This window comes from Saliterribacillus persicus (assembly GCF_003337485.1).
Lineage (GTDB): Bacteria > Bacillota > Bacilli > Bacillales > Amphibacillaceae > Saliterribacillus > Saliterribacillus persicus.
In genome coordinates this window covers 36069-60868 of sequence record NZ_QPJJ01000010.1, presented here as the reverse complement: position 1 = coordinate 60868, position 24800 = coordinate 36069, and the positions used below count along the sequence as shown (strand labels likewise).

The following is a 24800-nucleotide window of genomic DNA, read 5'->3' as shown; positions in this document are numbered from 1 at the left end:
AAATGATCCAAGTTATAGGAGTGTAGTAATTATGAATAAAACAGTTTCTTTTAAAGAAAGTCGAATCATAGGTACATCACTTCTTTTATTCGGAATGGGATTTCTAATGAGTGTGGTCCCGGATATTAGTACACCACTAATCCTGTTTAATTTTGTTTTAGCAGCAATTGCAACTGTACTTTTTTATGTATTTTGGAAAAAATATCGACATCAAAGTAAACGGTACTTCTCCTTGCTTTCGTATGTGATGATAATAGAAACAGGAATATTTGCGTCTATTCCATTATTACGTGTATATGATTCGGGATTTGTTTTTTGGTTTGGTATTGTGATGTTGATAACCATGGTGTTATTGCCCTATCTTTTTGCAAAAGAAATTGCATTTGGAATTCAAAAACCCGCAAAATCGAAATTAGGTAAAATTTATTTGATTTTTGCTTTATTGATTATAGGCTTTGGCTCATCAGTATATACTGTTTCGTTATCAACTTCTGATCCAGACGCTAATGTTATTGCCATTTTTGCATTCTTATGTGCATTATTATTATTCTTCATAGCTCCAGTTTTTTTAATTAAACAAGAGAATATGGATGAAATTGTTAATGAATAGCATTTTGTTATTAATAGGTGGTAAATACCGTAAATTAAAGAGAGAATTCTAACTTCTTTATAAAAGACAGTTTTTGAACTAGGAATGAGTGAGCTTAGCAGATATTTCGATATTCGTGATTTCTTTTAAAGAAGTATTAACATAGTGATTTAACAAAAGGACTAGATAAAATCAATTAAGTGTAGCATGGAATGTTTTGGTGATATTTAGTTGAATAGTGGATCTAAATCCATTTAGAACGAAGGAAAAAGATTTACTTCAAAATTTATTTTGTGTTTTAAAAGATGGAGGGAATATTTCTCCAAAAACTTTTCAAGGCAAAGAAGAAATAAATAAAGAGAGTTATCAAGAATCGATTGAAGAAAAATATCAAATGAATGCAGAATAGTGAGATCAGGTAAAAGAGAGTAATCAACCGAACACGATTAAGGCAATCTAACTTTCTCTTAATCTAGTAAGATTTTCTTTTCAGGTATTGATCAAATAATGTCATCTATAACTGAAAAAATTAATAGGAAGAAGGTGAGTTTATTGAAGAGGAACAAATTACAACGAATTATATCGATAATTTTAATTAGTACCGTCCTGTTTTGGACTGCTTTTCCAGTTGTAGGCTATGCTAGTTTTATCACACCTGGTCAAGCCATTAATCCAGGTCAAGCCATCACTCCTGGGGAGCCAATTTCAGGTGGTCAATTTATTGCCCCAGGTGATGTTTATGACTATGGTTCTGCGATTGAAGGTGGGCAAAACCCAGGTTCAAGTAACAATTGGAATTCTGGACAGCCAATTATTCAAGCAGATCCTTTAACTGGTGGAGTATTCATCACTCCAAATGCACCTTGGCAACCCTCTTTCGTGCAGTTTGGTTCAACCCCGATAAATTCAGGAACTCAAGTGGCAGGCGGGGAAACTGGTTCAGTTGGTAATTCGGTTGAAGCAGGTAATGGCGGTGCGAATGGTTCAGCTGTTACTGGAGGTAATTCAAGTAATAACGGAAATGCCACAAACGATGGTCAAGCCATTGCGGGTGGAGACGGGTCAGCAAATGGAAATGGCGTTGACAGTGGAAATGCAGTTGATTCCGGTCAAGGCGGTGCAAATGGTAACGCAGTTGATGGCGGAAGTGGAAGTGGTGACGGTTCAGCTGTAAACGGTGGAAATCCAAACGGACCTGGGAATGGAATAAATGGCGGCAATACCGGTAATAATGGCGCAACTATTAATGGTCAAGGTCCATTTGCAACCGGCAATACGCCACTCGGAAATGGGTTACTAACAGGTGGAAGTACGAATGGGAATCCGACAAATGGAAATGCAACAAGCGGAAATCCCGCTAATGGTGGAAATGCAGCAGACTCAGGAGAAAATACAACATCCTTCTTAAATGCAGCTTTTGGAACCACAAATGATAGTAAAGGTCTTTTTAGCCAAGTTACTGGTTTTCTAGGTGATGCTAAAAGATATGTCTTTGGCTTTGCTGATAACGTGGCACAAGGAGCAGCTTCTATCTACGCAGGATTTAAATTTAAAGAATTAGCAGATGGGAAGTATTCCGTATATGGAAAAAATCAATTAAATAATGGCGCAGCTAATTGGCTTTATGATCGTTATCGTCAATATTCTTTTGATGGAGACGATGTACAATTTGGGCCTAATTCAAGAAGAATTGGTGATGCAAGGTATAATGCATTTCTTCAAAGTAAAAATATCGGCGGGGCAGGAAGTATGTTTAGTAATGTTGCTTCCTCTACCAAATCAGCGCTAAATAGTTCTTGGAATGTTTTATCCAGTAGTTTCTGGAAACCATCAAACATGGCGAAACTAGGTGGGCCTGTTGGTGTAGCATTAACATCTATTGGTTCAATTCATGATCATTCATCAGGATTTTCTGACTTAAGCGGCTTAAAAACAACGGACTTTGCTGCCTCATTAACAACCGACGTTGCTATTGGTGTAGCATCTACTGCAGTTGGTTCAATGGCTTCTAGTGCTGCTGCAGGAGCGTTAGCGGGATCTGTAGTGCCAGGGGTCGGAACCATAGTAGGTGCAGGTGTTGGTTTGTTAGCCGGTGTAGCAACCACCTACCTTATCAATGGGACACCAGCTGGAAGACGAGTCAAACAAGCAGTCACAGATACAGTGAAAAAAGGCTATGATGGAGTAGTAAAAGGAGCGAAATGGGCTGCAGATGGAATTTCTTCAGGACTTTCAAAAATAGGGGGATTATTTGGAGGGTAAAATCCCCTCCAAGTATTCTCTTCCTAAAGGAGTATAGACATAATGAATAAAACAGTTTCTTTTAAAGAAAGCCGTATTATATCTACATCAGTTCTTTTATTCGGTATGGGTTTTCTAATGAGTGTGATTCCAGACTTTAACACTCCATTAATGCTATTTAATTTTGTTTTAGCAGGAATTGCAACTGTGCTTTTTTATGTATTTTGGAAAAAGCATCAGCATCAAAGTAAACGTTATTTCTCTTTACTTTCGTATGTGATGATAATCGGTTTAGGTGTTTTTGCAGCTATTCCATTGTTACGTGTCTTTTATTTAGAATTAGTTTTTTGGTTTGGTGTCGTGATGTTAGCGATTATGGTGTTATTGCCATATCTTTTTGCAAAAGAAATAGCATTTGGTATTCAAAAACCAGCGAAATCGAAGCTAGGTAAAGTCTATTTGATTTTTGCCTTGTTGATTATAGGATTTGGAGCAACTGTTTATTCACATTCGTTATTTACTTCGAATCCAGAAGCGAATGTAATTGCCATTTTTGCATTCTTACTTGCCTTATTATTGTTTTTCACAGCGCCAGTGTTGCTAATCAAACCTGAGGATATGGATGAAATTGTTAATGAATAGCATTTTGCTTATTAATTGGTAGTAACGGAACAGATTCAAGAAAATGATTACTATTTTATAAGTACAGTTGTCGCGTTAAAAGTGTAAAGAGAGGTAACTCCCACCATCTTATCCTTGTTAAAGGAGTAGTGAAATAATGAATAAAACAGTTTCTTTTAAAGAAAGTCGAATCATAGGTACATCACTTCTTTTATTTGGATTGGGATTTCTAGGGAGTGTGGTCCCCGATATTAGTACATCAGTAATCCTGTTTAATTTTGTATTAGCAGCAATTGCGACTGTGCTTTTTTATGTATTTTGGAAAAAACATCAACATCAAAGTAAACGTTATTTCTCTTTACTTTCGTATGTCATGGTAATAGAACTAGGTATTTTTATGGCTATTCCATTGTTACGAGTCTATTATTTGGAATTTGTCTTTTGGGTTGGAGTCGTGATGTTAGTGGTGATGGTGTTATTACCCTATCTTTTTACAAAAGAAATAGCATTTGGGATTCAAAAACCCGCGAAATCGAAGTTAGGAAAAATCTATTTGATTTTTGCTTTATTGATTATAGGATTTGGCTCATCAATATATACGCATTCGTTATCAACCTCTAATCCCCAAGCGAATGTGATTGCTATTTTTAGTTTTTTATTTGCTTTGTTACTATTTTTCACAGCGCCAGTCTTTCTAATCAAACCAAAGGATATGGATGAAATTGTTAATAAATAGCATTTTTTTAAACAAGCTTTCAATAGAATGGAAAATTAGTAAACAATCTATTCAGGTGGATTGATTCGATTGAAATAAAGGAGGCTTCATATGTTTGATGCAAAAGGGTTTATCCAAGCACTTGGTATATCTATATTATTAACTGTAATCGTATCTTTTATAATTGGGACTATACAAGCGCTTGCAATGGAATGGACCATTATTATTAGTTTTCTAGTTTCCTATATAAGTATTGGCATATTTGGTCCGATGTGGAATAGAAAAGCTCCCTATTTTGCAGCTTTTTTGGGAGGAATAACATTAACGGTTATCAATTTCTTATTTTCTATTTTTGTATTAAGAATACCTGTATTTTTAAATCCTGATGTGGTTAGAGATAATTTAACAGCAAGCACGGTTGTAGCGTTAATAACTGCCATTATCTTTATTCAAATTCTGAAAAGAAAAGAGCAAAACGCCTATGATTAAAAACGTATTCGAATTATACAATCGCCATCTTATCCAGATTATTCTACTTAGTTTAATCTTAACGATTCCTGTCACGCTGTTTATGTACTTTGCTACCAATTATTTTTATCAACAGTTAACGAATGATCAATATCCAAATTTATATGCATTATTTTTAATCATACTTAATTTCACTTTATTAATTCCAAGCTTTCAATTAATGGCTAAAAGGGATATCAATGATCAAGAGGAACCGACGTTACTACAGTTAATGCTGGAATTCTTTAAGCATATTGGAATTATTGTGTTGGTTAGTTTGCCATTATTTATTATCGGGATTTATGGAAGTATCCTTTTATTTATTCCAACCTTTATCTGTTTTAGCATTATGCTGTTATTACCTTTTTTTGTTGGTAGGAAGAAAATAAAAGATGTTTTTAGTGGAGTAGGTACGGTGCTAAAGAATGAGAATATTTTTTTGTTAGTAGATTTTCTAATCATTGTAAGCTTGCAATTTCTTGTGTGGGGCTTTATGATGCTTGTTTTCGCTAGCTTTGAAAATAATTATTATGTATACGGAATTGCTAGAGCACTGGTTAATGCATTAATCTATCCTTTGCTTATTTTCTTTTTAACATTTAGGTACTGTAAAGAGGATCATTCCATTATGAGTAGGAGGACATAATTTATGAAGGAAAAAGATAGTCAATCACCATTTAAAAAAAGAAATATATTCCTCTCTGTCCTCCTTTCTATTGTGACACTTGGAGGGTACATAGGTATTTGGTTTTTGCGCAGAAAAGTAGTCTTTAAACAACTAACCACTAATTCCGAGGTGCCTTATAAATGGTGGGTTGTCGTTACCGTATATTTATTCCTATCACTCACCATCACCTTTATTGGGGAAGTTTTCTTTACCTTATATGGTTTATATATTCTAGATTCAATCGATTTAATATTAGCTTTTTATTTCCTAGGTTTGTTATATTATTCTGTTTTTCGCGTGAAAGAACTATTGGAAAAAGAATTTGAAGATATCAATATTAATAAGTATTTGGTATTTATTTTTCATATTTGGTACTTGCAATTTAAAATGAATAAATTAGCTGATTGATATTAAACAAATTGGACTTGTTCGTAAGTCAGAGACGGGAGAGCAAACAATGAAGAAATTTTTCAAGCAATTTCAAAATGAGAATGGTGCGCTTAGTTTTGAATTTCTAGGCATATTACCTTTATTTTTCATGCTCTTTATTATCTTATGGCAAGTGGTAGCTTCTGGGTATGCGATCCATACGGTACAGAGTGCTGCGAATGAAGGGGCAAAAATATTTGCTGCAACACAGGATATTAATGAAGCACAAGATGCTGTACAACAATCGATTGGGTCTTCTGATGTATTAAATTATAGCTCGATGAATGTTGTTACTTTAAATGGAAATGGTAAATTTAAATTAAATGTAGAAGCAGAGCATTATTTGATTTTTGTTCCAGATGTTTGGAGATCAACTACTTCATTTTCTCTCGAGGAATCGATTGTAAGTCAGGTGCTTGTGCAATGAGAAAGCAGTTAGATAATCAACGCGGGAATGCTATGTTCTATTTAATATGGATCTTGGGAATGGTAGGGATTTTACTTTTAATTCTTACTAATATAAGCAAAGTATTTGTAGTAGGAAATCAGGCCAAAAACGCAACGGAGCAAGCTGCGATGGCAAGTACTGCTGTGATAATTGAGGAAACAAAAAATGCTATTGAAAAATTTGATGACGATCCATTATCCATTCCGCTTCGCATTACTCGTGGTGGAGATAAGTTAGAAACTGTCATTAATGAGAAGAAAAACGATTATCAAGCAATTGGCAATTCAAGTACACAAGCTTACATAAAAGCATTAAATGACGTATTGCCAAATGAAATTGATCAACATATTTTATTGAAGCAAACGATACGTAACCATTTTTCGAGTGTTAATCTTTCTTATCAATATCGCTCTGCCGCTCGCACGATCGTAGAAGATAATGATGGAAATGGTTCAGATACGATTGTAACATTTTCAAATACCGATTGGAGAATAGAAGTAGAAGGAACCGCTACCTTCAAAAGTGTTTCGGATGGTGAAGTGATTTCTTCCTTCGAGCAAAAAGTAGATGGAAAAGGCTACGGGCCAGTCCTTCGCTACATGGAAAATGTTTATCAATAAACATGTTATAATGGAGAAAAAAGGAGTGAGCTTGCTTGAAACGACATGAAGCATTATATCCACTTTCTCACCATCATCACCACACCTTAATGATGGCTAATCAATTAAAAAAAGCTGATGAAAATAGTAGCATTCAAAAAATGACAAGAGATGTGATCCATTTCTGGGAAATGGACGGAGAAGATCATTTTCGGGATGAGGAAGAAGTACTTCTACCACTGTATGCGCAATATGAATCGGTAGATAAAGATGAAATTAAAGAAATGCTCTTACAGCACGTGCAAATTAGAAGCTATGTGCAACAAGTTCGTTCCACTAAAAGAGCTGATCGATCCCTTTTCAGAGAGCTTGGTGAGCTGATTGAAAAGCATGTACGCTTAGAGGAGCGTGTCATTTTTCCAATGATTGAAAAAGCGGTACCTGAAAACTATTTATATCAGGCAAATGGTCGCTTTCACCGCGATTCCTACAGTGGATTTTAAAAAACTTTATGTAAAGAAAGAGAGACTACGGATATATTGAAATATCTGTAGTTTTTTCTGTCTGCGATTTTTTTCATGAAAATACCGTGTGCGTGCAAAAGAGTTCTAGTGGACCTTGTAGTTATTTGATATAATTAGCCTACTCATTGATAGACAATTAAAAGTGTTCACGAAATGTCATTCTAAAAAAGAAAGAAGCGTCCAAAATGTTCGAATACATACGTAAAACTTACAGGAAAATAAGAGATTTATCTAGTATCCATTTAATTGTTAGCTTTTATGCGATTGCAGTCCTAGGATCTAGCCTATTACTTAGCATTCCATATTTCCATCAAGAAAATGTCTCTTTATCCTTTATTGATGTTGTTTTTACCGCCATTAGCGCTATTAGTGTTACAGGACTAACGGTAGTTTCAACAGCAGACACATTTAATAGTGTCGGTTATTTTGTCTTAGCCTTTGTCTTACAGTTTGGCGGTATCGGAATTATGACGCTTGGTACCTTTATTTACATTGTTTTTGGGAAAAGAATCGGACTCAAAGGTAGACAGCTAATTCGGATCGATCAAAATCGAAACAATCTATCCGGATTAGTGCAGTTAATGCTTCAAATTTTACGGACAATCCTGATTATTGAACTTATCGGTGGAATTATTTTATCGATCTATTATTTGAATTATTTTGATAGCTGGCAAGAAGCGTTTATCCAAGGTTTTTTCGCATCAATTAGTGCGACGACAAACGCAGGGTTTGATATTACTGGGAGCTCCTTAATTCCTTTTGCGAATGATTATTTTGTGCAATTTATTCAAATGCTTCTGCTTGTGCTTGGAGCTATTGGTTTTCCGGTCCTCATTGAGGTGCAGGAAGTATTATGGGGGAAATACCGAAATGTAGAAGGAAAATATCATTTCTCCTTATTCACAAAAGTAACAACAGTGACTTTCGGTGCGTTAATAGTAGTCGGTGCATTTTTTATCTATCTTTTTGAGAGGAATGCCTTTTTCGCTGATAAAACGTGGCATGAATCACTTTTTTATAGTTTATTTCAATCGATCACCACAAGAAATGGTGGACTAGCTACGATGGATATGAGTGACTTTAGCGTGCCAACCTTATTGATACTGTGTGCATTAATGTTTATTGGTGCATCTCCAAGTAGTGTGGGTGGAGGAATTCGAACCACAACCTTTGCGATTATATTTCTCGCAACCCTACAATATGCAAAAGGAAATAATGCTATAAAAATATTTAGAAGAGAGATTGAACAAGAGGATGTGATCCGTTCTTTCGTAGTAGCATTCACTGCTATAACTCTGGTTAGTACTGCAATCATCCTTTTAATTTGGACCGAGCCATTATCCAATATGGCGATTACCTTTGAAGTGTTTTCTGCCTTTGGAACGACTGGTCTTTCGTTGGGAATTACACCGGAGTTATCCGGCTTTGGAAAAGTAGTTATTATGATAATGATGTTTGTAGGGAGAATCGGAATTTTCTCTTTTATTTTCATTTTTAGAGGTAATGGGGCAAAAGATTTATTCCATTATCCAAAAGAAAAGATGATTATCGGTTAAAATTGTGATAAACTATCGACTAGTTTACTGAAGCGATAGATGGAGGAAATCTAAATGATGGGTGTATTAACTAAATTACGGGGCATTTTCAGACAATGGTCTGCTATACATATAGTGGTAAGTTATTATTTATTAGCGGTAGTATTTGCAACATTAACTGTTAGTATACCTGCTTTTAGAAATCCAGGGGTAGAATTACCATTTATCGATGCGCTGTTTACAGCCGTAACCGCAATAAGCGTAACAGGTTTAACAGTCATATCCATTCCTGACACCTACAATGCAGCAGGTCAAATAGCGATTGCAGTCATTCTCCATCTTGGAGGCATTGGTATTATGGCTGCGGGTACTTTTGTATGGGTGGTTTTAGGGAAGAAAATTGGACTCAGAAGCCGAAAAATGATTATGGTAGAACAAAATACAAAGACGTTATCTGGTTTAGTTCGCTTAATGCTGGAGATTTTTAAACTAATATTAGTTATTGAGTTTATTGGTGCTATTATATTAACGATTCACTTTTTGAATTATTACGATACATGGCAGGATGCCATGCTTCAAGGGTTTTTTGGTGCGATAAGTGCCACTACAAACGGTGGTTTAGATATCACTGGTGCTTCCCTAATTCCTTTCGCCGATGATTATTTTGTTCAATTCATCAATATGGTTTTGATTGTTTTAGGAGCAATCGGATTTCCTGTTTTAATTGAAGTACAAGAATTATTAAGAGGAAAGACTAACGGTGTAAATGATCGATATAAATTCTCCTTATTTACAAAAATTACGACTACCACCTTTTTCTGGTTGGTAGTAGTAGGTGCAGTGGTTATATTTTTATTAGAACGAGAAGCTTTCTTTTCAGACAAAGCATGGCATGAGACGTTCTTTTATAGTTTGTTTCAATCGGTTACCTCAAGAAGTGGAGGACTTTCCACCATGGATGTGTCTGAATTTGGATTACCAACGCTTCTTTTTATTAGTATGTTAATGTTTATAGGTGCTTCACCGAGCAGTGTTGGTGGCGGTATTCGTACAACGACCTTTGCGATTATGCTACTGACAATTTATAACTATGCAAAAGGGAATTCGAGTATAAAGGTATTTGGGCGTGAAATTGATTATGAAGATATGTTAAGGTCCTTTGTTGTTATCGCAACTGCGATCATCCTTTGTACTTCCTCTGTTATCGTGCTGGCGCATACCGAGTATTTTTCACTAATAGAAATTATATTTGAGGTTACGTCTGCCTTTGGTACAACTGGGCTATCAATGGGGATAACATCTGAGCTTAGTTCATTCGGAAAATCAGTGATCATGTCCCTCATGTTTATTGGACGTATTGGCGTATTCTCCTTTCTATTTCTTATTCGAGGAGATGCTTCACAGGATAAATTCCATTATCCAAAAGAACGCGTTATTATTGGTTAATCAATTATTTTAACAAAGTTAGCAATCTTTCAGTCTTCAATGATTGGAAGGTTGCTATTTTTTTGAATTTTTACCTTTAGGAATCCAGAATTAATATGCTTATTCATATACGATACAGGATTGTTTGTAGTATAGTTAAGGGTAGATGCAGCAACTTACAATGCTATCAATCTAATAGGGCGGTGAGATGTAATGGAACAAGAAATGAGCTATTATCAAGATCAAGTATCTAATATTTTAGCAAATATACGTCGTGTAATGATTGGAAAAGACCAAGTAACAACACTAAGCTTAGTCGCTTTTTTAGCAGAGGGGCATGTGTTACTAGAAGACGTACCTGGTGTTGGGAAGACAATGCTTGTTCGAGCGATGGCGAAATCTTTAAATTGTAATTTTAAACGAATTCAATTCACACCAGACTTACTTCCTTCAGATGTAACTGGTGTATCGATATACAACCCTAAAGAATTAGAGTTTGAGTTTAGAAGTGGCCCTATTTTCGGTGATATTGTGCTAGCGGACGAAATAAACAGAACTTCCCCGAAAACCCAATCTGCTCTACTAGAAGCGATGGAAGAAATGAATGTAACAGTAGATGGCATGACAAAGTCATTAGAGAAACCATTTTTTGTTATGGCGACCCAAAATCCAGTTGATTATGAGGGAACCTATCCACTTCCAGAGGCGCAGTTGGATCGTTTTCTGCTTAAATTACGGATGGGTTACCCCAATGAAATAGATGAATTAGAAATGTTAAACAGAACAGATCAAAGCCACCCAATAGAAGAAATTCAAGCGGTTATGCAAAAAGAAGAGCTTTTAGCTATTCAAGAATTGATAGAAAAAATTTATATAGACCGAACCGTGAAAAAATATATTATTCAAATTGTAACGAAAACTAGAAGCGATGATAAAGTCCAGCTAGGTGCGAGTCCAAGGGGATCGATTGCCTTGATGAAAGCAGCTAAAGCATACGCATTCGTTCAAAATAGAGATTATGTTATTCCTGACGACATTAAATATTTAGCTCCATTTGTGTTAGCACATCGCCTTATTTTAAATCCAGAAGCAAAATATGAGGGGACAACAGCTGATCGAATTATTCATGATATTCTAACAGAAGTAGAAGTACCTATTACAAAGGAATATAGCAGATGAGGATGATTTTACGCGAATTATTGAAGATGGTTCAGCTTCTATTTTTAATCTTCCTTTTATTTGCATATGCTATGTTTCAAGGTGGTTTTGTAAGCTGGTTTTTATTCTACAGTTTAGTTCCTCTCCTCGTATATATGATTACACTTTTATTCTATCCTTTATCAAATTTTAGCGTGACAAGAAATATAAAAAAGAGTTACCTTGAAGCAGGCGATAGTTTGCAAGTTGATATTGAAATCAAAAGAAAATACCCTGTTCCACTGATGTACCTGAGAATAGAAGAAATATACTCGGACTCTATCCATTATTTTGATATTGGCAAGATGAAGTACCAGGAAATGACTAGAGCAGAAGGATACAATGAGAAAAGAAGCATGCGGACACTCATTTTTCCTTGGTTTAAAAGAGAAAAAATCGTCACTTATTATTTAAATCATTTACCAAGAGGCAAGCACAAGCTAAAAGCAATACGCATTCAAACGGGGGATTTATTTGGTTTTATCAATAAAGAGGCGATTATCGAAACTGAGAATGAGCTCATTATTTATCCTAAAATAAAACCAATAAAATTACTGCAAACGGCAAGACAGCTTGATTCTGGAAATTCTCCCTCCACGCTTGTTAATGAAAAGCATACAAATATCGTTTCTGGTGTGCGTGAATATATTCCTGGTGATCGGTTTTCTTGGATTGATTGGAAAACCACTGCACGTAAAAATACGGTGATGACGAAGGAATTTGAACAGGAAAAGGACACACAATTAGGGGTGGTACTGGACCTTTGTGGTGGAAAATCAGAGAACAAGCTTGCTTTTGAAGGAACGATCGACTTAGTTGCTTCCCTATTATCTGTTTTACAACGAAAACACTTTGCAGCTAGTTTCTTATCAGTTGGAGAGTCTTCTGTCTATTTCCCGCCGACGGTTTTACAGTTTCAAACAAATCAGATTCAAAGCTACTTAGCATCTGTGACATTAGAAGAAAATGATGCTTTCGTTAGGCAATTTGAGAATGATTATAAACGCTTTCCAAAAGGAGTAAGCCTGGTAATTATAATCCGAAGATTAGATGAAGCGAAGCAAAGAATGTTCCTTCAATTAAAAAAGATTCATCCACATATTTATGTATTTCTCCTAAAAGCGAAAAAAGAGGTAACACCGGCTGATGAAAACATAAAACATTCTCTAGCCTCCGCTAATATTCAAGTGAGACTAATTACAGAAAGAGAGCTACTTCGACCTGAAATTGAGGTGAAAATCACATCATGAATAATCACAAAAGTTTAGCAGACTTTTATCCTTTCTTTATTTATCTAGCAGGATTTTTATTGTTTTGGGAATGGTTAAGACCACTTGCAACAATTACCGACACGGGTAGTGTGTATGTTTTTGTCATTTACACTGCTATTTGTTTTGGAGTTTCGTATTATGTTAAAAATCCTTTTCTTGTTTCATTCATTAAATTAATGACTTTATTTATCGCCATCGATTATTTATTTTTACCGGAACAACTTTTTTCACCGGCATGGTTCGATGAATTAAGGCTACATGTTGGATTCAATATTGATATTATCATGCAGCAAGAGTGGCAGGAAATGACAGCATTGTTTAGGAGTCTATTATTTTTCCTTTTATTATGGCTCATGAGTTATCTTTTACACTACTGGTTCTTAATTGCAAAACGATTTTTCTTATTTATCCTGCTAACATTTATCTATGTTGCGATTGTAGACACGTTTACAATGTACGATGGTAGCAGTGCTATTGTCAGGACATTTGTCATTTCTCTAGTAGCCATGGGAATTACCCACTACATGAAAGAGAATCAGGGCGAAAAAGCAACGACTACAGCGAAAGAGCTTTCTGGATATTGGATCATACCATTATTAGCTATGGTAGTACTTGCAACAGTCGTCGGATATTTTGCTCCTAAATTCGACCCGCAATGGCCAGACCCTGTGCCCTTTATTAAAAGCACCGCTGAGAATGCAGGCTTTCAAGAGGGGGATACAGTAAGAAAGGTCGGTTACGGCGAAGATGATTCCAGGCTAGGAGGTTCCTTTTTAGCTGATGATTCACCAGTGTTTGAAGCCATTGCACCTAAACGGCAGTATTGGCGTATTGAGTCGAAAGATATATACACAGGAAAAGGCTGGGGAAGATCTTCAGATTTAAACTACTTACCATTAGAAGATGGAATAGTGGAATGGGAAAGCTTTAGCAGTGATGTAGAAACTACTGATTACCAGGCATCTATCCAATTTGCCGAGGAAACTAATTTGCCTAAAGTAGTGTATCCATATGGTGTGGCACGTTTTAACAGCGGTCCGAGCACCCAATTTTTTATGGATAACGCCTCCGGGATGATTGAAGCAGAATTATCAGAACAAGATATTAACTTGAGTTATTTGGTGGAGTATCAGTATCCATCTTTCTCTGTAGATAGATTACAAGAGGTGGAGGGAGATGATCCTGAGTCAATCCGTGACAGATACTTACAGCTCCCAGATGAGTTACCTGAGCGTGTTAGAGAGTTAGCTGCAGAGGTTGTAGATGAGGACGAAAGTAGATATGAAAAAGCAAAGAAAATAGAAAGTTATTTTTCAAACAATGGATTTTTATATCAAACAGAAGATGTACCTGTACCTGAAGGTGACGAAGATTATGTCGACCAATTTTTATTTGAAACACAGGTAGGTTATTGTGATAACTTTTCTACTTCCATGGTTGTTATGCTTCGTTCCCTTGATATACCAGCAAGATGGGTGAAAGGATTTACAGGAGGAGAGATGGCTGAAGATCAGCCTAGTCTACCGCCTGAATACCAATTATACGAAGTAACGAATAACAATGCCCATTCGTGGGTAGAAGTGTTCTTCCCTGATATAGGATGGGTCCCTTTTGAACCAACCAGTGGCTTTGTTAATCCAGTTGATTTTTATGAAGAGGCATCAACTGATCCAAATAATCCTAATGAACCAACAACACCAGAAGAAGACACAACACCTGAAGAGGAAGAAGAAACAGAAGAAACAGCAGGCCAAGAGCTCGACCTAGAAGATGAGAATGCATTAGGAGCGGGTGGAGATGGATCCGGATCTGGTGTGAATCTTACAAAATGGATCATTACTGTTTCTATTATTGCGCTAGTAGCCCTTTTATTCATGGTCTACAGAAAAAGAGATGATATAAAACGGTGGTACTGGAAGAAACGTGCGAAAAAACGATTAAAAGAGGACAATGTCGAGCATAGCTACAATTTTTTATTAATGCTATTAGAGAAAAAAGTAAAAAGACGTGAAAAGGGGCAGACTTTAAGAGAGTATGCAAAGACTATAGATGATTGGCTTCTCACGGATGACATGTCAAAAATCACATCGATACGTGAGCGAAATCTTTACCGAGAAAACACGGGAACGAATGAAAAAGATGATTTCACAGAATTATTTGAAAATTTAATTGGTCAAATATTACCTTGACCAGGTGTATATCGATTGATAGAATGAGATAAAATTAGCGAATCAACCCCTTCGTATATGTTTAAGAATATGGCTTAAATGTTTCTACCAAAACACCGAAAATGTTTGGACTATGAAGGCGGAAATCACTGTAGATTTCTGCCTTTTTATAGGCAGGTAACAAAATATAAAGCGAGTCTACCTGCAAAAGAGAGCGTTAACCGTTATAATGAGTGAATAACTCAAGAAGCGGAACGTTTTCTTTCGCAGTTTTTATTTTTACATAGAAGGTCAGCGGGATTGTGAATAAAGGAGATGGATGATTTGGAAATGAACAATGAAATGATTTTAGTGCTTGATTTTGGTAGTCAATACAATCAATTGATTACGCGTAGAATCCGCGAATTTGGGGTGTATAGTGAGTTGCATTCCCATCGCTTAACGATTGAAGAGATTAAGGAATTAAATCCTAAGGGCATTATTTTGTCTGGTGGCCCTCACAGCGTGTACGGTGAAAATAGCTTCAGGTGTGACCCGGGCATTTTCGATCTTGGAATTCCAGTACTCGGAATTTGCTATGGTATGCAGCTGATGACGCATCATTTTGGTGGTGTTGTAGAGCGCGCAAATGAACGTGAATATGGTAAAGCAGATATTAACGTGAAGGATAAAGCAACATTATTTGATGGGACACCAAAAACGCAAACAGTTTGGATGAGTCATAGCGATAAAATCATTGAGGCGCCTGCTGATTTTATTATTGAAGCGACAAGCTCTTCCACTCCAGTAGCAGCAATGAGCAATCCAGACAAGAAATTTTACGGACTACAATTCCACCCGGAAGTAAGAAACACTGAATTCGGTAATGATATTTTAAAATCGTTTGTTTTCCAAGCATGTGAATGCACAGGTGACTGGACAATGGCGAACTTTATCGATATTGAAGTAGATAAAATTCGTGATTTAGTTGGAGATAAAAAAGTATTATGTGCCCTAAGTGGTGGCGTTGATTCTTCTGTTGTGGCAGCATTAATCCATAAAGCAATTGGCGACCAGCTTACATGTATTTTTGTAGATCATGGTCTATTGAGAAAAAACGAAGCGGATACCGTTATGGAAACGTTCCGTGACAAGTTTAAGATGAACATCATAAAGGTTGATGCTCAGGATCGATTCTTAAATAAATTAAAAGGTGTATCTGATCCAGAACAAAAGCGTAAAATTATTGGAAATGAATTTATTTATGTATTTGATGATGAGGCAACAAAGCTTAAAGAAATTGATTATTTAGCACAAGGAACATTATATACAGACATAGTGGAAAGTGGAACAGAAACAGCACAAACGATTAAATCACACCATAATGTTGGTGGATTACCAGAAGATATGCAATTCCAGCTTATCGAACCATTAAGCACACTATTCAAGGATGAGGTGCGCGCATTAGGTTCTGAATTAGGTGTTTCCGATGAAATCGTTTGGAGACAGCCATTCCCAGGTCCTGGTCTTGGCATTCGTGTACTTGGTGAAATTACACCTGAGAAAATTGAAATTGTGCGCGAATCAGATGCAATCCTACGTGATGAAATCAAAAAAGCTGGCCTAGAGCGAGACATCTGGCAGTATTTCACGGTGTTACCTGATATCCGTAGCGTTGGAGTGATGGGGGATGCAAGAACCTATGACTATGCTATTGGAATCCGTGCAGTAACTTCGATTGATGGAATGACATCAGACTGGGCAAGAATCCCTTGGGATGTGTTAGAGAAAATCTCAACGAGAATTGTAAATGAAGTCGGCCACATCAATAGAGTACTGTATGATATTACGAGTAAGCCACCTGCGACTATTGAGTGGGAATAATATAAAAAGAGCTTGGAATCCTTGTTTATGAGGGTTCCAAGCTCTTTTTTTAAACTTCATTGTTTGTGCTAAGCACTCAAAAACTATCCTTTTCCACTGGTATAAAGGGTATAAAATCCTCTAAACGATAAAAATGATCTATATGATATACACCGCTAGGCAGACTTTCATCCATCATCTTTCTAGCCACTAAAGCTGTGATACAAGCAGTCATTGCCGCTTCATTATGAGCATACATTACTTGGCTAATCTCATTAACTTTTCCCTTTTCATCGTTCCTCCCCTCTACTTTGATGGCACAGATATCAGATCCTAAAGAGCTCTTTTGAATAGATTTAACTATCCATTTTCGCATCCATTTTTGCTTTAACAGAGAAGTAAGGCGCAGAACCTGAAATAGGTGAACTAACCGGTTGACCCACTCCACGTCAAAAGTGAGGTGCGTTCTAATATCGCAGCCTGGATAGCTCTTACGTAATGTATGTTGATCTGAAAAGTTAAACAAATAACTACTGCGTGAACCAAACCTTTGAAAAGTAGTTCGTTTTTTTTGGGAAAAGTTATACACCGTTTCCTTTGTCTTGCTATTTTGTAACTCGTAAGGCTCGTTTAATTGATCTAATAACCACTCAATTGCTCCCACGCCATGCTTTTCACCAAGCCCTAGCATAATGGTAATATGTAACTCAGATATCCTATCCATTTTCCCTGCTGTATCTTTAGCCAGTAAGTTGGACAAGCCTGGTGCGAATCCCACACTAAATAGAGCAGTTGCGTTTTGGGCCATATGTGAAAGTTGCTCTACTTCTTTCATAAAAGGATAGTTAGCCGTTATATCCACATAGTTCACACCGCTTTCCAAACAATATTTTGCGAATGCAGTATTTTCTTGATCTAAGCACATAATGACAAGGTCCATCTTCAAAATCTGATCATCAATTAGGGGTTGCGTAACATCAATTAAAAGTGGATGAAGATCTTTTTCCTTACAAAAATCTTTAGCTTTATCTAAGTTTCTTCCACCAATATAAATGGTCCATGAGGTTGCTTTAAGCAGTTCTATTGCTATCTTTCCACCTACCATCCCGTACCCACCAACAATTAACACGTTTTTTGACATGTACTCTCTCCTTTAATAGCTACATAGGCTACAATTGCGTAGCTTTTGAAATAAGGTATAATTGTCACAAATCCTGCATCATTTAACCACTTATAAAGGTCAGAGGGCAAAGCAGGATAGGTGGTTTTATCCAAAGATACTCCAAACTGTTCTATCTCTTCATTTGCTATGCCATTATTTTTCATATGCTGCTGCCAGAAGGGAAGTGTATTCTCTTCCTTTTCCTCTCTAATAATGCACGAAATAAAGCACAGTCCACCTGGTTTCAATCTTTTACCTAATTCCTCGACTAATGCTTGTTTTTCTTCTAAGAAATGAAGCATCAAATGACACGTGATTACTTCAAATCGTTCTGTAATTGGTACAGCTGCTAACTCTGATTCAAACCAATCTACTTGGATACTTATATCAGTCAGCCGAGCTTGAGCTAAGTTAAGCATTTTCCTTGAAGGGTCAACAGCTGTATACTTCACATCCTTAAATATTTTCCCAAGAGTCAGCAGTTCCTGACCGCCTCCAGCTCCAACTACTAAGATTTTAGTAGGTTTTAGAATTACTTGTATAATGGCTATCATTTGTTCATATAAAAGCTCGTAACCCGGTATTTTCTGAGGTATCGTTCTTGAATAATTTTCTGCATTCTGACTATTCCAATCTCCCATTTTCATTGCGGACCTCCTAAATCCAACTTTGCTTGATACCTTATATACGAAGATTACCTTTATAAATGCTGCTTCTAGTGAGACGATCCTATCACTATATTAAACTGCCGCTTTCGCATGATGCGTGACAAAACAACAACCCTATTTGTTTCATTTAAGAGTCTCTCGTTATAAATGTAGTTGATAACTGTTATCAATTATAGTATGATCACTAGTAAACTGCTATCCCAAAAACAAGGGGGGTAAAGCGCACATGACTCCGGATTGGAAAGCGATATCTGCTCGGTTACAAAAAAGAAACCAAGATTCATATTCCTATCGAAATGAAATGCTACATGTTTTAGAAGATTCACTTTCTTTTGATGGCTATTGCTGTACTGTTGTGAATCCAACTACGCTTACTTCTGTTGGAGCTATAACGGAAGAATCTATTGATGCAATTCACCACGATCTGTTAGCCTATGAATACGAGGGTAATGAGACAAATTCATATAAAAATTTAATAAAAGCGCCGGTGAAAGTAGGAAGACTGAGCGATCATTTTGGGAGTAATGCGAGTAGAAGATATGAGGATATCCTAAAGCCAAATTTATTCTCAGATGAACTTCGAGCCCCTCTTATGGTTCATAATAAATGTTATGGTTTTTTGACGTTATTTCGAAAAGCAGGAGAGGCTGGTCCAGTTTTTTTCTCGGATGAGGATATTGTGTTATTACAAAAGCTTGGACCTATTATGGGTGAGGCGCTTCAAGCTTATTATCATGCTCTTTTAGTTGAAGAAGCAGGGAAGAATTCTATTGGCAATGGCGTTATTATTTTAAACAAGAGTATGCAAATACAATCGATGAATGAAGCAGGAGTGACGTACTTAAATATATTGAGAGAAGCGGAGCATACAACAGAAACTCTGTCACTACCGAAACCGATACAAGCTATCAGTGCAAGATTGCTTGCTGGAGAGAAGAATGCTCCACCAGTTATAATCCCACTAATGAATAGTTCCCATATTATTGCTTCTGCATCTTTTCTATATAATGCATCAGAAACTACTCCCCACATAGCCATCTCTTTAAATAATGCTTCACCTCGGGAGATGTCTTTTCATCTGATGGACGCTTATGCTTTAACTTATCGAGAACAACAAATTGTCCTCGAATGTTTAACAGGAGCGCCATCTAAAGAAATTGCTAGTAATCTAAACATTTCGTATTACACTGTACAGGATCACTTTAAGATTATTTTTCAAAAGGTAGGCGTCACCTCTAGAAATGAATTAATTTGGGAGTTGTTCTCAAAGCATCACCAGTAGCTATTGTCCAGACTTAATAGTGGAAAAGCCGATCATATTGGGTTATAGATAATATCCTTAGTGAATTTTGTATAAGATAGCGATCATTTTAATAAAGAAGATACATTTTTTCTTGGTAAAAAATGATGAATTTACGAATGTTTTTATTATTACGAATAAAAACATTCGTTTTTTCTTGACGAAAATACGTTAGCGTCGTATTATAGACAATGTAATTATTCAATTTAATATTAAATATTTCATCGTATAATGTTGAGGATAAGGCTCAAGAGTTTCTACCAGACCACCGGATATTTGGTCTGACTACGATGGAACAGAAACTTTCTTGTGTTATTTTCTTGCTGTAAGGTTTCTGTTCCGTTGTAACGTAGAACACCTTTATCGACTAAAGGTGTTTTTTATTTGTCTTTATCTTTTTCATGTATACGAAAAAAGGGGAGTTAATAAGAATGAAAAAGTTTTTCGAGTTTGATAAGTTAGGCACTAATTTCCGTACGGAAACGATTGCTGGTTTAACTACTTTCTTAGCAATGGCCTATATTTTATTCGTCAATCCGTCCATGCTTGCAACAGAAGGTACTGGTATGGATCGTGACGCTGTCTTTGTAGCAACTGCCTTAGCAGCAGCTATTGGTACACTTTTAATGGGGTTACTTGCTAAGTATCCAATCGCATTAGCACCAGGCATGGGATTGAATGCATTCTTTACTTATACAGTTGTGCTTGGTTACGGAATTCCGTGGGAAACAGCATTAGCTGGGGTTTTAGTTTCAGGACTTATATTTATTGTTCTTACGCTTTCTGGTGTTCGTGAAAAAATTATTAATGCAATTCCTCCGACTTTAAAATTAGCGGTTGGAGCAGGTATTGGTCTATTTATCGCATTTATTGGTTTTCAAAATTCAGGTATTATCGTTGCAGATCCAGCTACGATGGTTGCTCTAGGTGACCTTACAACTGGGCCAACACTTTTAGCTGTTTTCGGTGTTATTGTGACCGTAATCTTAATTACGCTTGGCATTAAAGGCGGCGTATTTTACGGGATGGTTATTACAGCAGTAGTTGGTATGATCTTTAGTCAAGTACCTTTACCAGAAGCTATTCTTGCACCTGTACCAGATATTTCACCAACATTTGGTGCTGCATTTACGCATTTAGGTGAAGTATTTACCCTTCAAATGCTTGGTGTTATTTTAACGTTCTTATTCGTCGACTTTTTTGATACAGCAGGTACGTTAGTGGCTGTTGCATCTAAAGCAGGTTTAATGAAGGATAACAAACTACCAAAAGCAGGTAGAGCATTATTCTCTGATTCAGCAGCAACCGTTGTTGGTGCAACGCTTGGTACGTCAACGACAACTTCCTATGTAGAGTCTGCAACCGGGGTTGGAGCAGGCGGTCGATCTGGTTTTACAGCAGTGGTAACAGCAGGACTATTTATTTTAGCCCTATTCTTCTCCCCACTATTAGATGTTGTAACAAGTGCAGTAACTGCACCAGCGCTAATTATCGTCGGTGTGATGATGGCTTCTACATTAAAGGATATTCCTTGGAATGAGTTTGAAATTGCAGTTCCAGCATTCTTAACTGTGATTATGATGCCATTAGCTTATAGTATTGCAACAGGTATCGCGGTTGGTTTCATCTTTTATCCATTAACCATGCTAGCAAAAGGACGCGTGAAGGAAATTGGTCCAATCATGTGGGCATTGTTTATTGTCTTTATCCTATATCTAGCATTCTTACATTAAAATACGAAAAGTTGCCCTGGCATTTTGCTGGGGCTTTTTTAAATTGACGAATATATGTTAATAATGACGAATATATGCTGCTTTTTACGAATATATCGTGGGAATAACGAAAATAATTGATAAAGTGGCGAATATAATTGGATTTTAACGAATATAACAAACAGTTTTAATTAGCACCTCGAATGATTCCTCAATAAAAATAATTTCCTCTCTCCGATTGCTATGCATGGGAGTTTTTCTGTGATAAAATTACCGTTTAAAATTAGAAAAGTTTTTGCGTGTGTTTTCATACAGTGTTGTAGAGGTGAAGGAGGTAGAATATGTTAGATAATGCAATTATGATGGTGCTTATAATTTTATTGATAAATATTGTGTATGTATCACTATCTACGATCAGGGTCATTCTGACATTAAAGGGTAGAAGATATATTGCGGGTTCAATCGGTACATTTGAGATTGTCATCTATACATTAGGGTTAGGACTTGTATTAGATAACCTTGGTGAAATTCAAAATTTAGTAGCATATGGTTTAGGGTATGGTATCGGGGTAATAGTTGGGTCGAAAATAGAGGAAAAGCTGGCATTAGGATATATCACGGTGAATGTGATTTCTTCAAGTCCAGATATCAGTCTAACCAAACAGCTAAGAGACAAAGGGTACGGTGTTACGAGCTGGTATGCGTATGGAATGGATGGAGACAGGTTATCGATGCAAATTTTAACGCCGAGAAAGTATGAACTTAATTTATACGAAGCGGTTAAATCAATTGATCCCAAGGCTTTTATTATTGCCTACGAACCAAAACAGATCCATGGCGGATTCTGGGTGAAACAGGTCAAGAGGGGGCGAATTAAGAAAAGTGTCGAACAAGAAGAAGCAATCCAAGCAGAACAAGCTGAACAGGCAGTCCAATCAGAACAAGCAGAGCAACCAGAACAGCAGAAGCAAGCAGACGTTCACAGTACAGAAAAACGAAACGATTGATGCGTGTATGGCGCGCATAGAAGAAGCTGGTTTTAAACCAGTCCGAAGAATGGAGAAACCAATCTTCAAGGAAATGGAAAATGGGTTTGAACCAGTCGAAAGGGAAATAATATTCGAGTGTATATCGCTAAAAGACGAACGATAATTTATATTTATAAATTATCGTTCGATTTTTGTTGACAGTAGGGAAGGGTCCTTGTTATCATAAATATGTAGTAAACTTATCTAACAATTTAATTGAAATAAATCCTCATATATTTTTGGGAATATGGCCCAATTGTCTCTACCCGTCACCGTAAATGATGGACTATGAAGGAAGATGCTTCATTGCTTTTGACTATCTATTATCTAGGGGTGCTTTTGCGCCTGAAAAGGGTTCGTGATAAACCATGTGCTTATTTATTTAATATAAACATGTACGAGTTAGCCCTAAAGAGAAAAGATAGACACACATGCAATGTTTGTTTTGGTGCCTATTCATCTTCTCTTTATAGAAGAGATGAGTAGGCTTTTTGTTTGGACTAAATGAAAAATAGAAAGTAGGGTTTTAATGGCACAAGTAGGAATCATTATGGGAAGCATTTCAGATTGGGAAACGATGCAACACGCATGTAGCAGTTTAGATCAATTAGGAATTAGCTATGAAAAAGAAGTGATATCCGCTCATAGAACTCCAGAAGATATGTTTGAATATGCAGATAAAGCAAGAGGTAAGGGATTAAAGGTTATTATCGCTGGAGCAGGTGGTGCTGCACATTTACCTGGAATGGTAGCAGCGAAAACGACGCTTCCGGTAATAGGGATACCGGTACAAACCAAGAGTTTAAATGGATTAGATTCATTACTTTCTATTGTTCAAATGCCTGGTGGTGTTCCGGTTGCAACGGTTGCAATTGGAAAAGCTGGGGCAACGAACGCTGGAATTTTAGCAGCACAGATTATAGGATCATTTGATGAGGATGTGGCGAAACGGTTAGAAGCGCATCAGAATTCAATGAAAGAAAAGGTATCAGAAATGAGGGAAGATCTTGCTACAAAATAAACTAACATACGGGAAAACAATTGGTATTATCGGTGGAGGTCAGCTAGGCAGAATGATGACGACCCAAGCGAAGCATATGGGCTATCGTGTGGTTGTGTTAGATCCAACTCCAGATTGTCCGACTGCCCAAGTCGCAGACGATCAAATTGTCGCAAAATATGACGATTTAGATGCGATCAAGGAGTTAGCTGAAAAAAGTGATGTGGTAACCTATGAATTTGAAAATGTTGACTTAAAAGCGGCTGAATTTTTAGAGGGAAAAGGAATACTACCTCAAGGGGCCAGATCGCTTCGCATCACACAAGACCGTGAAGTAGAAAAAGAAGCCATTGTAGAAAGTGGTCAACCAGTAGCACCATACAAAATTGTAACGACCGCGCCTATGCTAAAGGATGCAATAGCTGAAATTGGTTATCCATTAGTAGTGAAAACTTGCCGTGGTGGTTATGACGGTAAAGGACAAGTGAAGCTTGAAAACGAGGATAATCTAAGTGAAGCAGAAGCTATGCTTGAGAAGAATGGGCGTGTGATCGTAGAAAAATGGGTGAGCTTTGATAAAGAAATATCCATCGTCTTTTCTAGAAAAGCAAATGGTGATATCAGTTATTTTCCAGTAGCAGAGAATATTCACCGAAATCATATTTTATATACAACAATTGTACCAGCGCGCGTTAGTGAGTCGACGGTTGAAAAAGCAAAAGAAGCGGCAGCTGCGATAGCCAGTACTATAAATGTGGTCGGCACCTTTGCGATTGAAATGTTTGTCCAGGGGGAGAATATCTTAATCAATGAAATGGCACCAAGACCACATAATTCAGGTCATTATACAATAGAAGCTTGTAATGTATCACAATTCGAACAGCATGTACGCGCCATTTGCAATTTGCCACTTGCGCCAATCTATTTCCACGGAGCAGCAGTTATGCTCAACTTACTTGGAAAAGATGTGGACCTATTTTTTAATCGATTAAATGAGATCGGCTATGGCCATGTGCATATGTACGGAAAAGAAGAGAACAAGCCCGAGAGAAAAATGGGGCATGTAACCTATATTGGGGACAATTTTTCAAACTTATATAGAGATTTAATAGAGAAAAGTATTTTAGAGGATAAAAATTAGGAGGCAAACGC

Annotated in this window: 25 protein-coding genes and 3 riboswitches; of the genes, 23 read left to right on the top strand and 2 right to left on the bottom strand. The window is 36.8% G+C overall.

Going from position 1 to position 24800, the window contains the following annotated elements:
* Positions 1-31 precede the first annotated feature (31 nt).
* The 17 genes from DFR57_RS12265 to guaA all read left to right on the top strand — a co-directional run bounded on the left by DFR57_RS12265 (position 32) and on the right by guaA (position 16799).
* Complete coding sequence (locus DFR57_RS12265; RefSeq protein ID WP_114353504.1) at positions 32-610, top strand: hypothetical protein; 579 nt, start codon at positions 32-34, stop codon at positions 608-610.
* A gap of 217 nt (positions 611-827) precedes the next feature.
* Positions 828-998 (top strand): hypothetical protein, encoded by a 171-nt coding sequence (locus DFR57_RS18285; RefSeq protein ID WP_170132975.1) that lies wholly within the window; start codon positions 828-830, stop codon positions 996-998.
* Positions 999-1141: 143 nt separating this feature from the next.
* Positions 1142-2851, top strand: coding sequence for a PLP-dependent aminotransferase family protein (locus DFR57_RS12260; protein ID WP_114353503.1), 1710 nt, complete (start codon positions 1142-1144; stop codon positions 2849-2851).
* Between the two features lie 42 nt (positions 2852-2893).
* Positions 2894-3472, top strand: a complete 579-nt coding sequence (locus DFR57_RS12255) for a hypothetical protein (protein WP_114353502.1) — start codon at positions 2894-2896, stop codon at positions 3470-3472.
* 136 nt (positions 3473-3608) lie between these two features.
* Positions 3609-4187, top strand: a complete 579-nt coding sequence (locus tag DFR57_RS12250) for a hypothetical protein (RefSeq protein ID WP_114353501.1) — start codon at positions 3609-3611, stop codon at positions 4185-4187.
* A 90-nt stretch (positions 4188-4277) separates the two neighbouring features.
* A complete protein-coding gene (locus tag DFR57_RS12245) occupies positions 4278-4655 on the top strand; it encodes a hypothetical protein (RefSeq protein ID WP_114353500.1) in 378 nt (125 codons plus the stop codon).
* Positions 4648-5319 (top strand): hypothetical protein, encoded by a 672-nt coding sequence (locus tag DFR57_RS12240; protein WP_114353499.1) that lies wholly within the window; start codon positions 4648-4650, stop codon positions 5317-5319. The genes DFR57_RS12245 and DFR57_RS12240 overlap by 8 nt, the downstream gene beginning before the upstream one ends.
* 3 nt (positions 5320-5322) lie before the next feature.
* Entirely contained in the window at positions 5323-5748 is a 426-nt protein-coding gene (locus tag DFR57_RS12235) for a hypothetical protein (RefSeq protein ID WP_114353498.1), read from the top strand.
* 49 nt (positions 5749-5797) lie between these two features.
* Complete coding sequence (locus DFR57_RS12230; protein WP_114353497.1) at positions 5798-6196, top strand: TadE/TadG family type IV pilus assembly protein; 399 nt, start codon at positions 5798-5800, stop codon at positions 6194-6196.
* Positions 6193-6837: a hypothetical protein gene (locus tag DFR57_RS12225; RefSeq protein WP_114353496.1), complete on the top strand. Its 645-nt coding sequence runs from the start codon at positions 6193-6195 to the stop codon at positions 6835-6837. Before DFR57_RS12230 ends, DFR57_RS12225 begins: the two co-directional genes overlap by 4 nt.
* Before the next feature lie 35 nt (positions 6838-6872).
* On the top strand, positions 6873-7319 hold the full coding sequence (locus DFR57_RS12220; RefSeq protein ID WP_114353495.1) for a hemerythrin domain-containing protein: 447 nt from the start codon (positions 6873-6875) through the stop codon (positions 7317-7319).
* A gap of 206 nt (positions 7320-7525) precedes the next feature.
* Complete coding sequence (locus DFR57_RS12215; RefSeq protein ID WP_114353494.1) at positions 7526-8896, top strand: TrkH family potassium uptake protein; 1371 nt, start codon at positions 7526-7528, stop codon at positions 8894-8896.
* Between the two features lie 57 nt (positions 8897-8953).
* Positions 8954-10321 carry a TrkH family potassium uptake protein gene (locus DFR57_RS12210; protein ID WP_114353563.1) on the top strand — a complete coding sequence of 456 codons (1368 nt, stop codon included), beginning with the start codon at positions 8954-8956 and terminating at the stop codon, positions 10319-10321.
* Between the two features lie 192 nt (positions 10322-10513).
* On the top strand, positions 10514-11479 hold the full coding sequence (locus tag DFR57_RS12205) for an AAA family ATPase (protein ID WP_114353493.1): 966 nt from the start codon (positions 10514-10516) through the stop codon (positions 11477-11479).
* Complete coding sequence (locus DFR57_RS12200; RefSeq protein ID WP_114353492.1) at positions 11476-12747, top strand: DUF58 domain-containing protein; 1272 nt, start codon at positions 11476-11478, stop codon at positions 12745-12747. The genes DFR57_RS12205 and DFR57_RS12200 overlap by 4 nt, the downstream gene beginning before the upstream one ends.
* Entirely contained in the window at positions 12744-14957 is a 2214-nt protein-coding gene (locus DFR57_RS12195; RefSeq protein WP_114353491.1) for a transglutaminase-like domain-containing protein, read from the top strand. Before DFR57_RS12200 ends, DFR57_RS12195 begins: the two co-directional genes overlap by 4 nt.
* 31 nt (positions 14958-14988) lie before the next feature.
* A riboswitch (purine riboswitch) is annotated at positions 14989-15090 on the top strand.
* Positions 15091-15266: 176 nt separating this feature from the next.
* Positions 15267-16799 (top strand): glutamine-hydrolyzing GMP synthase, encoded by a 1533-nt coding sequence (gene guaA, locus DFR57_RS12190; RefSeq protein ID WP_245937464.1) that lies wholly within the window; start codon positions 15267-15269, stop codon positions 16797-16799.
* A gap of 76 nt (positions 16800-16875) precedes the next feature.
* Here guaA and DFR57_RS12185 read toward each other — a convergent pair whose 3' ends face one another.
* The gene (locus tag DFR57_RS12185) at positions 16876-17919 is read right to left on the bottom strand and encodes a saccharopine dehydrogenase family protein (protein ID WP_114353489.1); all 1044 of its coding nucleotides are present in this window, start codon (positions 17917-17919) and stop codon (positions 16876-16878) included.
* Complete coding sequence (locus DFR57_RS12180; RefSeq protein WP_114353488.1) at positions 17901-18587, bottom strand: class I SAM-dependent methyltransferase; 687 nt, start codon at positions 18585-18587, stop codon at positions 17901-17903. Before DFR57_RS12180 ends, DFR57_RS12185 begins: the two co-directional genes overlap by 19 nt.
* A gap of 247 nt (positions 18588-18834) precedes the next feature.
* Between DFR57_RS12180 and DFR57_RS12175 the strand changes: the two genes are divergently transcribed.
* The 6 genes from DFR57_RS12175 (at position 18835) to purK (ending at position 24789) form a co-directional block, all read left to right on the top strand.
* The gene (locus tag DFR57_RS12175; RefSeq protein ID WP_114353487.1) at positions 18835-19890 is read left to right on the top strand and encodes a LuxR C-terminal-related transcriptional regulator; all 1056 of its coding nucleotides are present in this window, start codon (positions 18835-18837) and stop codon (positions 19888-19890) included.
* 222 nt (positions 19891-20112) lie between these two features.
* Positions 20113-20216: riboswitch (purine riboswitch) on the top strand.
* Positions 20217-20339: 123 nt separating this feature from the next.
* On the top strand, positions 20340-21641 hold the full coding sequence (locus DFR57_RS12170; protein ID WP_114353486.1) for an NCS2 family permease: 1302 nt from the start codon (positions 20340-20342) through the stop codon (positions 21639-21641).
* Between the two features lie 320 nt (positions 21642-21961).
* Complete coding sequence (locus DFR57_RS12165) at positions 21962-22627, top strand: DUF2179 domain-containing protein (RefSeq protein WP_114353485.1); 666 nt, start codon at positions 21962-21964, stop codon at positions 22625-22627.
* 7 nt (positions 22628-22634) lie between these two features.
* The gene (locus DFR57_RS12160) at positions 22635-22772 is read left to right on the top strand and encodes an NETI motif-containing protein (RefSeq protein WP_114353484.1); all 138 of its coding nucleotides are present in this window, start codon (positions 22635-22637) and stop codon (positions 22770-22772) included.
* 85 nt (positions 22773-22857) lie between these two features.
* Positions 22858-22957: riboswitch (purine riboswitch) on the top strand.
* Positions 22958-23177: 220 nt separating this feature from the next.
* Complete coding sequence (gene purE, locus DFR57_RS12155; protein ID WP_114353483.1) at positions 23178-23669, top strand: 5-(carboxyamino)imidazole ribonucleotide mutase; 492 nt, start codon at positions 23178-23180, stop codon at positions 23667-23669.
* A complete protein-coding gene (purK, locus tag DFR57_RS12150) occupies positions 23656-24789 on the top strand; it encodes a 5-(carboxyamino)imidazole ribonucleotide synthase (protein WP_114353482.1) in 1134 nt (377 codons plus the stop codon). Before purE ends, purK begins: the two co-directional genes overlap by 14 nt.
* The last annotated feature ends 11 nt before the right edge of the window (positions 24790-24800 follow it).

Coding starts and splice junctions, on each gene's coding strand:
- DFR57_RS12265 (WP_114353504.1), top strand. CDS start 32: ATGAATAAAACAGTTTCTTTTAAAGAAAGTCGAATCATAGGTACATCA.
- DFR57_RS12255 (WP_114353502.1), top strand. CDS start 2,894: ATGAATAAAACAGTTTCTTTTAAAGAAAGCCGTATTATATCTACATCA.
- DFR57_RS12250 (WP_114353501.1), top strand. CDS start 3,609: ATGAATAAAACAGTTTCTTTTAAAGAAAGTCGAATCATAGGTACATCA.
- DFR57_RS12245 (WP_114353500.1), top strand. CDS start 4,278: ATGTTTGATGCAAAAGGGTTTATCCAAGCACTTGGTATATCTATATTA.
- DFR57_RS12240 (WP_114353499.1), top strand. CDS start 4,648: ATGATTAAAAACGTATTCGAATTATACAATCGCCATCTTATCCAGATT.
- DFR57_RS12235 (WP_114353498.1), top strand. CDS start 5,323: ATGAAGGAAAAAGATAGTCAATCACCATTTAAAAAAAGAAATATATTC.
- DFR57_RS12230 (WP_114353497.1), top strand. CDS start 5,798: ATGAAGAAATTTTTCAAGCAATTTCAAAATGAGAATGGTGCGCTTAGT.
- DFR57_RS12225 (WP_114353496.1), top strand. CDS start 6,193: ATGAGAAAGCAGTTAGATAATCAACGCGGGAATGCTATGTTCTATTTA.
- DFR57_RS12215 (WP_114353494.1), top strand. CDS start 7,526: ATGTTCGAATACATACGTAAAACTTACAGGAAAATAAGAGATTTATCT.
- DFR57_RS12210 (WP_114353563.1), top strand. CDS start 8,954: ATGGGTGTATTAACTAAATTACGGGGCATTTTCAGACAATGGTCTGCT.
- DFR57_RS12205 (WP_114353493.1), top strand. CDS start 10,514: ATGGAACAAGAAATGAGCTATTATCAAGATCAAGTATCTAATATTTTA.
- DFR57_RS12200 (WP_114353492.1), top strand. CDS start 11,476: ATGAGGATGATTTTACGCGAATTATTGAAGATGGTTCAGCTTCTATTT.
- DFR57_RS12195 (WP_114353491.1), top strand. CDS start 12,744: ATGAATAATCACAAAAGTTTAGCAGACTTTTATCCTTTCTTTATTTAT.
- guaA (WP_245937464.1), top strand. CDS start 15,267: ATGAACAATGAAATGATTTTAGTGCTTGATTTTGGTAGTCAATACAAT.
- DFR57_RS12185 (WP_114353489.1), bottom strand. CDS start 17,919: ATGTCAAAAAACGTGTTAATTGTTGGTGGGTACGGGATGGTAGGTGGA.
- DFR57_RS12180 (WP_114353488.1), bottom strand. CDS start 18,587: ATGAAAATGGGAGATTGGAATAGTCAGAATGCAGAAAATTATTCAAGA.
- DFR57_RS12175 (WP_114353487.1), top strand. CDS start 18,835: ATGACTCCGGATTGGAAAGCGATATCTGCTCGGTTACAAAAAAGAAAC.
- DFR57_RS12170 (WP_114353486.1), top strand. CDS start 20,340: ATGAAAAAGTTTTTCGAGTTTGATAAGTTAGGCACTAATTTCCGTACG.
- DFR57_RS12165 (WP_114353485.1), top strand. CDS start 21,962: ATGTTAGATAATGCAATTATGATGGTGCTTATAATTTTATTGATAAAT.
- DFR57_RS12160 (WP_114353484.1), top strand. CDS start 22,635: ATGGCGCGCATAGAAGAAGCTGGTTTTAAACCAGTCCGAAGAATGGAG.
- purE (WP_114353483.1), top strand. CDS start 23,178: ATGGCACAAGTAGGAATCATTATGGGAAGCATTTCAGATTGGGAAACG.